Origin of the sequence: Bradyrhizobium sp. SHOUNA76 (assembly GCF_023006445.1) — a bacterium.
In the GTDB taxonomy this organism is placed as follows: Bacteria; Pseudomonadota; Alphaproteobacteria; order Rhizobiales; family Xanthobacteraceae; genus Bradyrhizobium.
In genome coordinates this window covers 1-13381 of sequence record NZ_JALBHA010000131.1, presented here as the reverse complement: position 1 = coordinate 13381, position 13381 = coordinate 1, and the positions used below count along the sequence as shown (strand labels likewise).

The following is a 13381-nucleotide window of genomic DNA, read 5'->3' as shown; positions in this document are numbered from 1 at the left end:
CACGAACAGCCTCGGCACGGCTCAGTCATCCGGGCCGGGCCCCGGCGTGACCACCGGCTCCGGCACCGGTGGGGCTGCCGATGCCGCCGTCAACGCCGAGAATCGCATGCTCGACAAGAAGCTCAAGAGCATCTGCCGCGGCTGCTGAATGCTCGCGCGGAAGTGAGGCAGTGTGGCTGTCCGGAATGCCCAAGTGACGTTAGCTTGGTCCTGCTTTGATGCGTGGAGCGTGTCCACGCGGAGGATCGAGTGATGTTACGCAGGATGATGATGGTGGCGCTGGCCGTCGCGGCCATCGGGCTGTCGGCGCCGCAGTTGGCCCAGGCGCGGGGATTCGGACATGGCGGCTGGGGCCATGGTGGCGGCTGGGGCCACGGTGGCCATTGGCGTGGCGGCGGCTTCTGGCCGGGTGTTGCAATCGGGGCGGGTCTCGCCGGCGCTGGCTATTACGGCGCCTATTATGGCTACGGCTCCCCCTATTACGGTGATCCCTACTACTATGGTACCGGCTACAACGATGGCTATGGCGGCTGCTACGTCGCGCGAAAGCGCGTCATGACGCCGGCAGGCTGGCGTACCCGCCGCGTGGATGTCTGCGAATAGCGTCCCCACCAAAAAACAAGGCCGTTGACGCAGTATACCGTCAACGACCTTGCCAGCCCCGGACATTGAAATCGGCTCACGCCATCCGGTGACCGCGAGCATCGCGCGGAATCATCCGGTCGAATGTGATCCAGTTCACAAGTGGCGAAAATAAAGCCCGGCCGCGTGGCGGCCGTTTAGCCGCGCGAGCGCTTGCGCGCGCTGGCATGGACGCGGTGCCGCGCCGGTTTCCTGCGGGTAACCGCGGGCGCTTCAACCTCGGTTCCTCGCGCGCTGGCAAACGATTGCCGCAGGCCGTCGATGGACTCGTTCAGCGATGCGACCTGCTCGGACAGACGCTTGGTATCGGCCTGCTGCGCCGCCATCAGCCGCTTCATGGTCTGAAGCTGATCCTGCACCACCTGGAGCTGGTCGATCGATTCCTGCTGGGTCGCCTCCAGCCCCTTGGTCTTCTCGACGAGCTGCTCGGACGCCTGGGCGGTCCGCGCCTGGAGCTGCCGCGATGCCACCACCCGGTCGGGCTCGGGTGCTGCGCCGGTATAGGCCCGCCAGATCGCGATCGAGGTCACCCCCGCGATCAGAAGCAGGAGCGCTGCGGCGGTCAGCGCGATGGGCTGGGCGCCGAGACGGAGAAGGGGGTTGGACGGTGTGTCCTGTGCGAGATCGATCATCGCTGACAAAACCCAAATTGAAACTTGGTGAGTGGCGAAGACCGGCAGCCCTGAGGCCGCCGGGGCGTCCCGAAAACGTTACATGTCCGCAAGGAATGGGACCAAAAAGAGGCTGAAGGCAAAAAAACCAGCATTCAGCAGGCCTTGCGGCCTCCAAATGCCCCGACAGGAGCATGGTTCAGGGCTGAAATTGCGAAAACGGCCCGGAATAGGTCTTGGAGCGCGGCGCGGCATAGGGGCCGCGTCGGGAGGTCTTCAGGCCCAGCCGCACCAGTGATTCCGCCAGCGTCACCGCCGCAGCGACGCCGTCAATCACGGGCAGGCTGTGCGTGGCGGCGAGCTCGCTGGCGGTTAGTGCAATCCCGGACCCTTAGGGATAATTTACTGCACTCTGTCAGGTCTAAACGATCGGGAGGATGCACGATGGCCGAGACCTCGATCGAGTGGACCGACGCAACCTGGAATCCGGTCGCCGGTTGCACCGTGCTGTCCCCTGGCTGCACCAATTGCTACGCGATGCGCATGGCAGCACGTCTTGAAGCCATGGGAGCCGAAAAATACCGCGGCCTAACGCGAAAGAGTGGAGAACGGTCTGTTTGGACCGGCAAACTATTCCTCGATCTCCGAGCACTTGAAGCACCAAAGGCCTGGCGCAAACCACGCCAAATTTTTGTGAACTCAATGTCCGATCTCTTCCACGCGAATGTGCCGGATAGTTTTGTTCGCGAAGTGTGGGCGACGATGCAGGCGACACCACAGCACACCTATCAGATCTTAACCAAGCGCCCCGACCGGATGGCTGAGATCACACAAGCCTTGCCAACGCTCAAAAATGTCTGGCTTGGTACCAGTGTTGAGAATGCAGATTACTTTGATCGCATCGACGATCTACGCCGGGTCCGCGCGGTGGTTCGGTTCATTTCGTTCGAGCCGCTGCTCGGATCTGTCGCAACCGCCGACCTTTCCGGCATTCATTGGGCGATCGTTGGCGGTGAGAGCGGTCCCCGCGCCCGGTCGATGGATCCCAAGTGGGTGGACGAAGTCGAGATTGCTTGCCGCCGTCACGGCACGGCGTTTTTCTTCAAGCAATGGGGCGGTAGAAACAAGAAAGCAACCGGCAGACTACTTCGTGGTCGGACGTACGATGAGATGCCGCTTAGGATTTAATAGGTGATCACCGATCCGCGTGGCGAGACCGATCGCGTCTGACGCTGGATTGGAAATGCATAAGAACAGTGAAAACATCTGCGGCCCGCGGTCGATCGGTAGCGCAAGAGGTTTCAATACTGCGCCGAAGATTTCGCTAAGTCGCCCTCGCACGTAGCGTTCCAGACCAGCCGGATTGAGGTCTCTTCGTCGCTCCGGCAACATGCCGAACAGGTCGGGGGTGCCGACCTCAGGATAAAGCTCTTCTTCCCAAGATTCTGAGCCAAACATTCGCGTCAGCGCAGCGCGCTTATGCTCGTCAATGTCAGTCAGCTTCCTTGTGGCCTGTCGGAACAATCCGGCCAGCGGAAACAGAAACCAAACGTCGATTGCTTGTGTTCCGGCAATCGCTTGAAGAGTCGTCCACTCGACCTCCATTCCATATGGGTCAAGGAAGACCACGGCTCGTTTATCGGCCCAGCTGTTGTTGGCGACAAGTCGCTTTAGGGCTGAATTTGCGTCTTCTTCTGCGACGACGATCCTGCGTTGGAGATTTTTGGCGCGCAAGTCTTCCAGCGCGGACACGTAGTTGGGGTTCTTCTCGATGAAGACGATGAAATCAAACTCAGGTCTTACATCCAGCGCTATTTGAGCTGATCCGCGCCTTCGCTCGACAACCTCTTCGACCGGCTTTTCTACTAGGGTGGCGCCCTGTCGTTCGGTTCGTACCGTCCGAGTACCGCTCCCGGCAAACGCGTCAATGTACCAAAGGTTTTTGAAGCGAGGACGAAGCGCTGTGGTGAATGCGTTCAAATACCCCTCAATGATCGACAACTTGAGTTCGGTATGCTGCCCGCCAAATTCGTGATCTGCGACCATGATATCTCACACGCCTCAACGGCGTAGGTAAATGTCGTCAAATATGCATCCGGAAATATACTCTACCAAAAATAGTATCAATCTATTGGCGAAAAGCAAACGTGTGAGGAGCTGACCAAATCTGGATTTGTCAGTGTCAGCCGAGCCTAGGGCTGAAATTGCAAAAACGGCCCGGAATAGGTCTTGGAGCGCGGCGCGGCATAGGGGCCGAGTCGGGAGGTCTTCAGGCCCAGCCGCACCAGTGATTCCGCCAGCGTTACCGCCGCAGCGACGCCGTCAATCACGGGCAGGCTGTGCGTGGCGGCGAACTCGCTGGCGAGATCGGCCATGCCGGCGCAGCCGAGCACGATGGCTTCGGCGCGGTCGTCACGGATCGCGGCCGTGATCTCCGCGGAGATTTTTGCGAGCGCATCGGTGTTGCGCTCCTCGAGTGCCAGCACCGGGACTTCGGCGGCGCGAACGCGGGCGCAGCGATCGGCCAGGCCATACTTCTTCAGATTGTGCTCGATCGGGACGATGGAGACACCTAGCGTCGTCACCACGGCAAAGCGGGCGGCGACCAGGCTCGCCATGTGGAAGCCGGCTTCACCAATGCCGATCACCGGCGTCTTTGCGGCGGCGCGCGCCGCGTCGAGGCCGGTGTCGTCGAAGCAGGCGATGATGTGGGCCTCCGCGCCGTCGCGATCAGCCTCGCGGATGCAGCCGAGCATGCCGGGGACGGCGAAGGCCTCGTCGTAAAATCCCTCGATCGAGACCGGGCCCATCGTCGGCTGCCGCGCATCGATCACCGTGCCGGACAGGGCGATGCTGCGCGCCGCAGCGGCGATCTTCGCCGTCATCGACGCGGTGGTGTTGGGATTGACGATGTGCAGTCGCATCTCGATCAGCAAGCCCCTTAGACGAGTCCCTTGCCGGCGTCCGAGCCCTTGGCCGCCTGCCGCTTGTTGAGCATGTGGATGGTGCCGAGCGCAAGGCTGATCACCGTGAACGAGACCGCCGAGATCACGGTGCCGAGCGCATAGATGTCAGGGTTCGTCACGGTGGTGGTAAGGCCCTGCAGATCCAGCGGCAACGTATTCACCGCCCCGATCGCCTGGCTGGAGCGGGCGAGCTCGTCCCAGGACAGCGTGAAGCCGAACAGGCCGATGCCGATCACCGAGGGCAGGATGATCGGCAGCACGACATGACGGAAGGTCTGCCACGGCGTCGCACCGAGATCGCGCGCGGCTTCCTCGAGGCGCGGGTCGAAGCGGTTGAAGATCGCGAACATGATGAGCAGGCCGAACGGCAGCGTCCAGGTCAGGTGCGCGCCGAGCCCGGAGGTGAGCAGGCCCATCGAGGTCTCGAAATTCTCGCTCCAGTGCGCCTTGATCAGGTCGTCGATGATGCGGAATTCAAGCGAGATGCCGAGCGAGGTGATGATCGAGGGCACGATCAGGCTCGCGATCGCCGAGTAGAACAGGATGCTCTGCGCCTTGAACTTGCGGCGGAAGGCCATGCCGGCGGCAACCGAGAGCACGACGGTGACAGTCATGACGATGATGCCGAGCAGCAGCGAGCGGCGGAAGGCGGCGCCGAGATCGACGATGCCGGTGCCCTGGAACAGTTTTGCGATCCAGAAGGTCGACACGCCGTTCATCGGGAAGGTGAGGCCGCCCTGCGGCCCCTGGAACGACAGCACGTAGATCGCGATCATCGGACCGTAGAGAAACAGCACATAGGCCGCGAAGAAGATCGCGAGCACGTAGAAAGAGCGCGGGCGTCCTTCCTTCATGCTCTAGAGCTCCTTCTTGATGTCGACGATGCGCGACATCGTGGAGATGATCAGGAAGGTGATGGCGAGCAGGATCACGGCGTTGGCTGCCGCCGCAGGGAACTGCAATGCGTTCACGCGCGTCTCGATGATCTTGCCGGCGGCGGCGATCTGCTGGCCGCCCATCACCCCGATGGTGATGAAATCGCCCATCACGATGGTGATGACGAAGATCGAGCCGATCACGATGCCGGGTTTTGCCAGCGGAATGATGACGTTGACGAGGGTCTGGAAGCCGGTGGCACCGGCGTCATAGGCGGCCTCGATCAGCGACTTGTCGATGCGCACCATCGAATTGAAGATCGGCACCACCATGAAGAAGGTGAAGAGGTGCACCAGCGCCAGCACCACGGAGAATTCGGAGAACAGCAGCCATTCGATCGGGTGGTTGATCAGCCCTGTCTTGACGAGGCCGGAATTCACCAGCCCGTTGCGCCCGAGCAGCGGGATCCAGGCGATCATGCGGATCACGTTGGAGGTCCAGAACGGGATCGTACAGAGCAGCGACAGTCCCATCTGCCAGGTCTTGGACTTGACGTGGAAGGCGAGGAAATAGGCGACCCAGAAGCCGATGAACAGCGTGATGGCCCAGACCAGGAAGCAGAGCTTCAGCGTCTTCAGGTAGGTCTTGCCGATCGTGCAGAGATCGGGGAGCTGCGCGATGCAGCCCTCGAACGTGTCGGTGTAGCCGCGGCCGGAGAAGGCGGGCAGCAGCTGGTATTCGTTGTAATCCCAGAACGAGACGATGACGACGAACACCAGTGGGATGAGAAAGAAGGCGAGAAACACCAGCATCATCGGCCCGGCCTGAAGCCAGGAGATGAATGACGGCGACAGGCGCGTCGGTTTTGCCGCGCGCGCTGTGCCCGACCCCGGGATCAAACCCGGGGACGCCTGTTGCAGGACTTCTTCCGACATGTCCATTACGCCGCGATGAACTCATTCCACTTGCGGACCATGTAGTCGTTCTCGTCCATCACTGCGTTCCAGCACGCGACGCCGCCCATGCGGTCCTCGTAGGAGCCGCCGTCGCGCACGGAGCCTGCCTTCTCGAGCAGCGAGCCGTCGGGCGCCTTGATGTCCTTCTCGGCCGGCTTGCCTTCCATCCAATAGGCCCACTCGTAGGGCTCCATGTGCGCCTTCGCGGTAGAGAGTACGGCCGAGTAGTAGCCCTGGCGGTTGAGATAGGCGCCGGCATAGCCTGATAGAAACCAGTTGACGAATTCGTAGGCCCATTCGAGCTTCGCACCCGACACGCCCTTGGAGACGCAGAAGCCGGAGGCCCAGGAGCGATAACCTTCCTTCAGCGGCTGGAAGGTGCAGGCGATCCCCATCGACCGCACCTTGGTCACCGCGGGCGACCACATCGACTGGATCACGGTCTCGCCTGAGGCCATCAGGTTGACGCTCTCGTTGAAGTCCTTCCAGAACGCGCGGAACTGACCGGCCTTCTTGGCTTCGGTCATCACCTTCATGGTGAGATCGATCTCTTCCTTGGTCATGTTGCCCTTGTCGGCATATTTGTACTTGCCGGTGGCTTCCACGACCATCGCGGCATCCATGATGCCGATCGAGGGGATGTTGAGGATCGAGGCCTTGCCCTTGAACTCGGGGTTGAGCAGCTCGGACCACGAGCTGATCGGGCGCTTGATCAGGTCGGGGCGGACGCCGAGCGTGTCGGCGTTGTAGACGGTCGGGATCAGCGTGACGAAATCAGTCGCCGAGGTCGCGAACTTCTTGGAGTCCTTGCCTTCGAGATAAAGCACCTTCCAGGGCGCGGTGCCCTGGCCGCCGATCTTCTTGCCGCCGGGCGTCTCGCCCTTGGTGAAGACGGGCGTGATGTTGTCGAACTGCTTGATCTTCTTGGCATCGAGCGCAAGGATGTTGCCCGATGGCACGATCTTCTTCAGCGAGAAATATTCGGTATCCAGCACGTCGAAGGAGTTCGGCTGGGTCATCACGCGCTTGGTGACGTCGTCGGTGGTCGCGGTGATGTATTCGATCTTGATGCCGGTGTCCTTCAGGCACTGCTTGGCGATGTCGTCGCCTTCGTTCACGGCCGTGCCGAGATAGCGCAGCACCTTTGCATCGGCCGACTTCACATAGGGAAAGCCGGTGATGGCGCCGGAGCCGGCGGCAAGGCCGGCGAGACCCGCGGTGCCCTTGAGCAGCGTGCGGCGGCTGACGCCTTTCGTCCTGGTGGTCTCGGTCATGTCAGTCACTCCTCTGTTGCGCATTCCATCGATCGATCGGCGCTATTGCAGGCGTTGCGCCTTGGCGGGATCCCATGTGGCCAGCACACGATCGCCCGGACGGAACGGGTGGACGTCGAAGGTGGCTTCGGGAACGTGGGAGAACAGGGCCGTGCCGTCGTCGAGCGTGAGCGAGACGGCGACATAAGAGCCCTGGTACTCGGTCTGGGTCAGCAGCGCCGGCGCGCCGAACGCACCATTGGTGAACGGCGCGATGCCGAGTTGATCTGCGCGCACGGCGATGAGGTTGCCGGCGTCGCTGAGCACGTTGTGGCCGCCGATGAAGCGCGCGACGAATTCGGTGCGGGGATGGTGGAAGATGTCGCGGGCCGTGCCCTGCTGCTCGATCCGGCCATGGTTCATCACCACGATGTGGTCGGCGAGCGCCATTGCCTCTTCCTGGCCATGGGTGACCTGGATGAAGCTGATGCCAAGCTCGCGCTGCAGCCGCTTGAGTTCACCGCGCATCCTCACCCGCAGGAACGGATCGAGCGCGGACAGCGGCTCGTCGAGCAGGAGGATCTGCGGCTCGGTGATCAGCGCGCGAGCGAGCGCGACGCGTTGCTGCTGGCCGCCGGAGAGCTGCGCCGGCAGCCGGCCCGCATAGGGGCTCATCGCCACCAGCTCCAGCAATTCGCCGGCGCGCTTGTGACGCGTCGGCTTGTCGATGCCGCGCATCTTCAGGGCGAAGGCGACGTTGTCGATCACGCTCAGATGCGGAAACAGCGCGTAGGACTGGAACATCATCGCCGTGCCGCGCTCGGCCGGCGGCAGGTCGGTGACGTTCTGGCTGCCCAGGATGATGTCGCCCTCGCTGACCGCCTCGTGGCCCGCGATCATCCGCAGGGTCGATGTCTTGCCGCAGCCGGACGGGCCGAGCAGGCAGCAATAGGTGCCGGCCGGGATCTTCAAATTGACGGTGTCGACCGCCAGCGTCGTGTCATAGCGCTTGGTGACGGCGACCAGTTCGAGAGCGGCGGGAGTGGCCATGGCGTGTCCAAGGAGGGCGGTGCTGCCGCTCTCTCCGCAAGGTCCGTGCCAATCGCCTCTCTGCCGGCCAAATTCCGGAACTGTGCAGCGGAGTCAGATCGTTAGATCAAATCCGGCAGATCCGATTGCCCGACCCGTGCGCGGTCGTCTGCACACAAAATGGGCGAAGATTGTATAAAGTTTCGCCTATGATTGGATACATCTCGTCGACTAACATTCGCATTCGAACGTCGTCGATCGATGCCTTCAAACCCAACCCCTCGACCCAATGGCCGCCAAGCCCCGACCCAAATCCGACGCGCCCGATGCGAGCGATCGCGTCAGCCGCATCCGGGAGGGTGTGACCGCGGCGATCCTCGAGCATCGCCTGCTGCCGGGCACGAAGCTCGGCGAGGATGAGATCGGCGAGATCTACGGCGCGAGCCGTACGCTGGTCCGCACTGCGCTCCAGCAACTCGCGCACGAGGGCATCGTCAACATCGAGAAGAACCGTGGCGCCTTCGTCGCGCGGCCGACGCCAGCGGATGCCCGCGAAGTCTTCGAGGCGCGCCGCTTGATCGAGCCCACCATCGTCGATCATGCCTGTGACGCGGTGTCGCCGGCCTGGCTCGATCGTCTCCAGCAACATCTTGCCGAGGAACGCGAGGCCGAGCGGCGCGGCGACGCCCGCGCCTCGGTCCGGCTCTCCGGCGAGTTTCACCGGCTCATTGCCGAGATGAGCGGCCACAGCATCTATCTCGGCTTCCTGAAGGAGCTGATCGCGCGTTCCTCGCTGATCATCCTGCTCTACCGCCGTCACGACACGCCGGCCTGCGGCACCGACCACCACGCCGGCATCGTCGCCGCGATCCGCAAACGCGACAGAGAGGCCGCGCGCGCGCAGATGCTGTCGCATCTGGACGAGATCGAGGCCGAGCTGTTCCTGAAGGATCCGGCCGCTGACGAGCTGCGGCTCGCCGACGTGCTTGGGGCGTGAGCGAGCTGCGTCAGCTCGTTACGTCAGCGGCGATCCCAGGTTTCGTCTGACGATCTTGAGCACCAGCAGGACGGCGCCGAGCGCAAGAAACAGCACGCCCAAAATCGTCACGCCGGTGGATTCGAATGTCACGCCGACCGCGGTCAGCAGGCATCCGACGATGATCGCGAGAAGCCCGCCGAGCATCTTGGTCAGCAGAACGCGTTCGTCACTGGTCTGTGTCACCATGTTGCGCCTCGCTTACTTGATGTCAGGTCTACCTTTGAGACTTCCTCCCGCCCCGACGATCTTCCATCGCATAGCGCGTTCTGGATCGTACTCCACTACGAGCCGGGTGCAATCTGGCGTTGATGGAACTGCGGGCTCTCATCTATTTTTGATTCGAGTTTGATGCATGCGTGGCAGTGAAGCTTACGCATATGCCGGAAATTCACGCTGCGTTGCGCGCTCGCAAGCTCTTGCATCGAGTCGTATGGCAGGACTGCAAAATCGCCTAGCGGTTGCAAATTGACTCGTCGTGGGCGGCGGAATCAACTGACCAGCGTCGAGTTCTCGGTCCTCGGACTGCTGCTCGGCATCGACCTTCTGTCCCACGGCATCGGGGGGCTGACTTTTGCCTGGCCCCTCGTCGCCAAGCCTGCGTAAGCGCCGCCGGGGAGACTGAACATGTTGAGTTGGCGTACGCTGGCGGTGCCGTTGCGAGCCGCCGCACTGCTTGCGTTCACGGCGGCAGTTCTTGGCCTCGCGCGACCCGCATCAGCTCAACAGGATTCCGCCGTCCTGTTCCGCAACGTCCGGATCTTCGATGGCAAGGGTGGCTCGCTCTCCGCGCCGTCCAGCGTCCTGGTCCGGAACAAGATCATCGAGAAGATCTCGACCGGCGACATGACCGCCTCCGCTCAAATGATCGACGGCGGCGGCCGCGTGCTGATGCCGGGCCTGATCGACGCGCATTGGCATGCGATGCTGGTGCGGCCCACGCCGATGGCCGTGCTTGCGGGGGATATCGGTTACAACAATCTGCTCGCCGCCAGCGAAGCGACCGCGACGCTGATGCGTGGCTTCACCACCGTGCGCGACATGGGCGGGCCGAGCTTCGGCCTCAAGCAGGCCATCGACGAGGGCCTCGTCGCCGGTCCTCGCATCTATCCCTCGGGCGCCATGATCACCATCACCAGCGGCCATGGCGACTTCCGCCAGCTTTCGGACCTGCCGCGCACGATCGGTGGGATGCTCAGCCGCATGGAACGGATCGGCGGCAGCATGGTCGCCGACAGTCCCGACGAGGTCCGGGTGCGCGCGCGCGAGCAGCTCATGCAGGGCGCTTCGCAGGTCAAGCTCACGGCCGGCGGCGGCGTCGCTTCGCCGTTCAGCCCGCTCGATGTCTCCACCTTTACCGAGCCGGAGCTGCGTGCCGCCGTCGAAGCTGCCGACAATTGGGGGACTTATGTCGCGACCCACGCCTACACGCCGGTTGCGATCCAGCGCTCGATCGCAGCCGGCGTCAGATGCATCGAGCATGGTCATCTCATGGACGAGGCGAGCGCGCGGCTGATGGCTGAGAAGGGCATCTGGCTGAGCACGCAGCCGTTTCTCGATCTGTCCGCTGCGGCGGCGCTCGGCCCCGCCGAGCAGGACAAGATGCGGCAGGTGGTTACCGGCACCGACCGCGTCTATGCCTTGGTGAAGAAGTACGGCATCAAAACCGCGTTCGGAACCGACATTCTGTTTTCGAAGGCGCTGGCGGATACTCAGGGCGCGATGCTTGCCGCATTGACGCGCTGGTACACGCCGGCCGAAGCGCTGACCATGGCAACGTCGACCAATGCGGAACTGCTGAGCCTGTCGGGCGCGCGAAATCCTTACCCAGGCCGGCTCGGCGTGGTGGAGGAAGGCGCGCTGGCCGATCTCCTGCTGATCGACGGCAATCCGCTCGACAACATCAGGGTTGTCGAGGATCCCGTGAAGAATTTTGTGGTGATCATGAAGGGCGGCAGGATTTACAAGAACACGCTGGCACACCGATGCGCGTCCGCGCGCCCTGATCCGGCGAAAACGAAGAGCTTCCGCTCTGATCGTTGGGAACCGTCTCTTGCGACGCCAATCCGTTGCGATCTCCGGGATGACGGGGCTGCATCGGGCTTGTCACAAACTCCGCCCCGTCATCGGAGCTGGCTTCTCAATTCGGTTTCGGGAGCTGCGGGATTCGCTATCGATTCGATCGCCTGCCGGACCGGCTGCAATTTGAGCCGTCACGTCGCTGGATTGTGACAAACCTCGGCAGTGTTGCCGCGCCTCGTATGCAAGATCACGCATGCGACGTAACGACTGTTCCTTGCTTGCGGCTCCGGCTATATGCTGTCGCTCTGTCATCGAACTGTCATGTTACCGTAGATGCTAAAGTCAGATGCAACGCCGGTCCGCAAGACCCCGGTCGCGCCCGATGGGAATCCTGCTCCAAAGGACAACAAGAGAACGCAAGTCGCCGCCGGCTTCCTGAGGCAAATTGAGGACGGCGCGGAACCCGCGAACGTCGAGGGCGCTGTGAGTGATCAGACGCCATCGCAAGACGCGCCCCCCGCGCCAACGCAGTCGTCAGCCGCCGCACGGCCTGCCGGCGAAATCGAGCTCAAGCTCATCGTCGATGCCGATCGTATGGCGCATTTCAACGCCGCGCCTGTCATTGCGGCGCACGCGCGCAACAAGGGCTCGCGAAAGCATCTCAAGTCGGTCTACTACGACACACCGGAACGCGCGCTTCGGCGCAATGGCCTCAGCCTGCGCGTGCGCCAGAGCGGTACGCGCTTCGTGCAGACGGTGAAGACCGAGGCGCTTGAGGATCCGCTGCGCCGTGGCGAGTGGGAGGCGAGCGTGCCGTCGCTTGCGCCCGATCTCGCGCTGGCGATGCCCTTCATTCCGGAGAAGCTTCGCAGCTCCCTCGAAGCGCATCCGCTCGAGGCCATCTTCACAGCCGACGTCCATCGCCACGCGCGGATGATCGACCTGCCGACCGGCACGGTTGAAGTCGCGTTCGACCAGGGCGAGCTGACGGCCGGCGACCGCTCGCTGCCGGTGAGCGAGATCGAGCTCGAACTCAAGAGCGGCAGCGCGAGCACGATCTACGAGGTCGCCTTGCTGCTTGCGGAGCAGGGCGCGGTGAAGCCGTCGATCCGCACCAAGTCCGCGCGCGGCTTCGACCTTGCCGCCGGCCTGGCGCCGGCGGCGCGTCGTCCGCGAAAACTTCATCTCGATCCGTCGGTCACGCTCGACGAAGCCTTCGCGACCATCCTGCGCTCCTGCTTCCTTCATCTGCTGCAGTCGCGGCCGGCGGCCGAGGATGGCCGCAATCCGGAAGGCGTGCATCAGCTGCGCGTCTCGCTGCGCCGGCTGAGGTCGGCGCTCGATCTGATGCAATCGGTCGGCGCGCTCAGTAATCTCGATGCACTGCGGTCGGAAGCAAAATGGCTGGCGCAAGAGCTGTCCGCTGCGCGCGACTGGGATGTCTTCCGGCTCGAGACCCTGCCGACGATCGCAAAAGCCTGTCCTGCGGTTGCGGGCTTCGATGCGCTCGGCCGGGCCGCGGCCAGGGGCCAGTCCGAGGCCTATCGCAGGGCGCATCATGCGCTCGACGATCGCCGCTGCGCCGTGTTCCTGATCGGCCTCGGTCACTGGATCGAGACGCGGGGATGGCGCAACGATGTTGCCGCCGAAGATCTCGGCCAGCTCGCCGAGCCCGCCGTCACCTTCGCGCAGCGCATCCTGTCGGAGCAATACGCGAAGGTGCTCAAGCGCGGCCGCCGCTTCAAGTCGCTCACGACCCTGCGGCTGCACAAGGTTCGGCTCGCGACCAAGCGGCTGCGCTATCTCGGCGAATTCCTGCTGCCGCTGTATGAGGACCGCAAGTCCACGCGGCGCTTCTCGCGCCGGCTCGCCGATCTGCAGGAGGAGCTCGGCGCCTTCAACGACATGGCGGTCACGGCATCGCTGCTCGAGGGCCTCGATGCCGAGCCCGGCAGTGCCATTGCCGCGGCGGCGATTGCCGGCTGGCAGG

At 63.1% G+C, this 13381-nt stretch carries 13 protein-coding genes and 1 pseudogene; 5 read left to right on the top strand and 9 right to left on the bottom strand.

The genetic code is table 11. The annotated features are described in order from the left end of the window. Positions 1-252: 252 nt before the first annotated feature. Entirely contained in the window at positions 253-603 is a 351-nt protein-coding gene (locus MOV74_RS16465; protein ID WP_246924335.1) for a hypothetical protein, read from the top strand. 176 nt (positions 604-779) lie between these two features. On the opposite strand, the gene MOV74_RS16460 is transcribed toward MOV74_RS16465, so the two are convergent. Both MOV74_RS16460 and MOV74_RS16455 read right to left on the bottom strand, forming a co-directional pair. Continuing rightward, complete coding sequence (locus MOV74_RS16460) at positions 780-1274, bottom strand: hypothetical protein (RefSeq protein WP_246924332.1); 495 nt, start codon at positions 1272-1274, stop codon at positions 780-782. Between the two features lie 178 nt (positions 1275-1452). Beyond that, positions 1453-1641 (bottom strand): annotated as a pseudogene (locus tag MOV74_RS16455) (aspartate/glutamate racemase family protein); the annotation flags it as partial. A gap of 56 nt (positions 1642-1697) precedes the next feature. Between MOV74_RS16455 and MOV74_RS16450 the strand changes: the two are divergent. Further along, positions 1698-2441, top strand: a complete 744-nt coding sequence (locus MOV74_RS16450; protein WP_246924328.1) for a DUF5131 family protein — start codon at positions 1698-1700, stop codon at positions 2439-2441. Here the strand turns inward: MOV74_RS16450 and tcmP are convergent. From tcmP to MOV74_RS16420, 6 genes are all read right to left on the bottom strand, one after another. Then, positions 2397-3299: a three-Cys-motif partner protein TcmP gene (tcmP, locus tag MOV74_RS16445; protein ID WP_246924326.1), complete on the bottom strand. Its 903-nt coding sequence runs from the start codon at positions 3297-3299 to the stop codon at positions 2397-2399. The two genes, MOV74_RS16450 and tcmP, sit on opposite strands and share 45 nt — an antisense overlap. 146 nt (positions 3300-3445) lie before the next feature. After that, positions 3446-4177, bottom strand: a complete 732-nt coding sequence (locus tag MOV74_RS16440) for an aspartate/glutamate racemase family protein (protein ID WP_246924323.1) — start codon at positions 4175-4177, stop codon at positions 3446-3448. Positions 4178-4194: 17 nt separating this feature from the next. After that, the gene (locus MOV74_RS16435) at positions 4195-5073 is read right to left on the bottom strand and encodes an ABC transporter permease (protein WP_246924319.1); all 879 of its coding nucleotides are present in this window, start codon (positions 5071-5073) and stop codon (positions 4195-4197) included. A 3-nt stretch (positions 5074-5076) separates the two neighbouring features. Continuing rightward, positions 5077-6036, bottom strand: a complete 960-nt coding sequence (locus MOV74_RS16430) for an ABC transporter permease (RefSeq protein WP_246924315.1) — start codon at positions 6034-6036, stop codon at positions 5077-5079. Then, the gene (locus MOV74_RS16425) at positions 6036-7325 is read right to left on the bottom strand and encodes a PotD/PotF family extracellular solute-binding protein (protein ID WP_246924310.1); all 1290 of its coding nucleotides are present in this window, start codon (positions 7323-7325) and stop codon (positions 6036-6038) included. The genes MOV74_RS16430 and MOV74_RS16425 overlap by 1 nt, the downstream gene beginning before the upstream one ends. Positions 7326-7367: 42 nt before the next feature. Then, positions 7368-8354 carry an ABC transporter ATP-binding protein gene (locus tag MOV74_RS16420; RefSeq protein WP_246924307.1) on the bottom strand — a complete coding sequence of 329 codons (987 nt, stop codon included), beginning with the start codon at positions 8352-8354 and terminating at the stop codon, positions 7368-7370. A 268-nt stretch (positions 8355-8622) separates the two neighbouring features. Here MOV74_RS16420 and MOV74_RS16415 point away from each other — a divergent pair, with 268 nt between their 5' ends. After that, positions 8623-9330: a GntR family transcriptional regulator gene (locus MOV74_RS16415; RefSeq protein ID WP_246924304.1), complete on the top strand. Its 708-nt coding sequence runs from the start codon at positions 8623-8625 to the stop codon at positions 9328-9330. An 18-nt stretch (positions 9331-9348) separates the two neighbouring features. Here MOV74_RS16415 and MOV74_RS16410 read toward each other — a convergent pair whose 3' ends face one another. Beyond that, positions 9349-9558: a hypothetical protein gene (locus tag MOV74_RS16410; protein WP_246924300.1), complete on the bottom strand. Its 210-nt coding sequence runs from the start codon at positions 9556-9558 to the stop codon at positions 9349-9351. Between the two features lie 438 nt (positions 9559-9996). On the opposite strand from MOV74_RS16410, the gene MOV74_RS16405 reads away from it, so the two are divergent. Further along, positions 9997-11601 (top strand): amidohydrolase family protein, encoded by a 1605-nt coding sequence (locus MOV74_RS16405; protein ID WP_404979150.1) that lies wholly within the window; start codon positions 9997-9999, stop codon positions 11599-11601. A 123-nt stretch (positions 11602-11724) separates the two neighbouring features. Continuing rightward, positions 11725-13381, top strand: a 1657-nt coding sequence (locus tag MOV74_RS16400) for a CYTH and CHAD domain-containing protein (RefSeq protein ID WP_246924297.1), incomplete at its 3' end; no start/stop codon positions are given.

Coding starts and splice junctions, on each gene's coding strand:
- MOV74_RS16435 (WP_246924319.1), bottom strand. CDS start 5,073: ATGAAGGAAGGACGCCCGCGCTCTTTCTACGTGCTCGCGATCTTCTTC.
- MOV74_RS16440 (WP_246924323.1), bottom strand. CDS start 4,177: ATGCGACTGCACATCGTCAATCCCAACACCACCGCGTCGATGACGGCG.
- MOV74_RS16430 (WP_246924315.1), bottom strand. CDS start 6,036: ATGGACATGTCGGAAGAAGTCCTGCAACAGGCGTCCCCGGGTTTGATC.
- MOV74_RS16465 (WP_246924335.1), top strand. CDS start 253: ATGTTACGCAGGATGATGATGGTGGCGCTGGCCGTCGCGGCCATCGGG.
- MOV74_RS16410 (WP_246924300.1), bottom strand. CDS start 9,558: ATGGTGACACAGACCAGTGACGAACGCGTTCTGCTGACCAAGATGCTC.
- MOV74_RS16450 (WP_246924328.1), top strand. CDS start 1,698: ATGGCCGAGACCTCGATCGAGTGGACCGACGCAACCTGGAATCCGGTC.
- MOV74_RS16405 (WP_404979150.1), top strand. CDS start 9,997: ATGTTGAGTTGGCGTACGCTGGCGGTGCCGTTGCGAGCCGCCGCACTG.
- MOV74_RS16415 (WP_246924304.1), top strand. CDS start 8,623: ATGGCCGCCAAGCCCCGACCCAAATCCGACGCGCCCGATGCGAGCGAT.
- tcmP (WP_246924326.1), bottom strand. CDS start 3,299: ATGGTCGCAGATCACGAATTTGGCGGGCAGCATACCGAACTCAAGTTG.
- MOV74_RS16460 (WP_246924332.1), bottom strand. CDS start 1,274: ATGATCGATCTCGCACAGGACACACCGTCCAACCCCCTTCTCCGTCTC.
- MOV74_RS16420 (WP_246924307.1), bottom strand. CDS start 8,354: ATGGCCACTCCCGCCGCTCTCGAACTGGTCGCCGTCACCAAGCGCTAT.
- MOV74_RS16425 (WP_246924310.1), bottom strand. CDS start 7,325: ATGACCGAGACCACCAGGACGAAAGGCGTCAGCCGCCGCACGCTGCTC.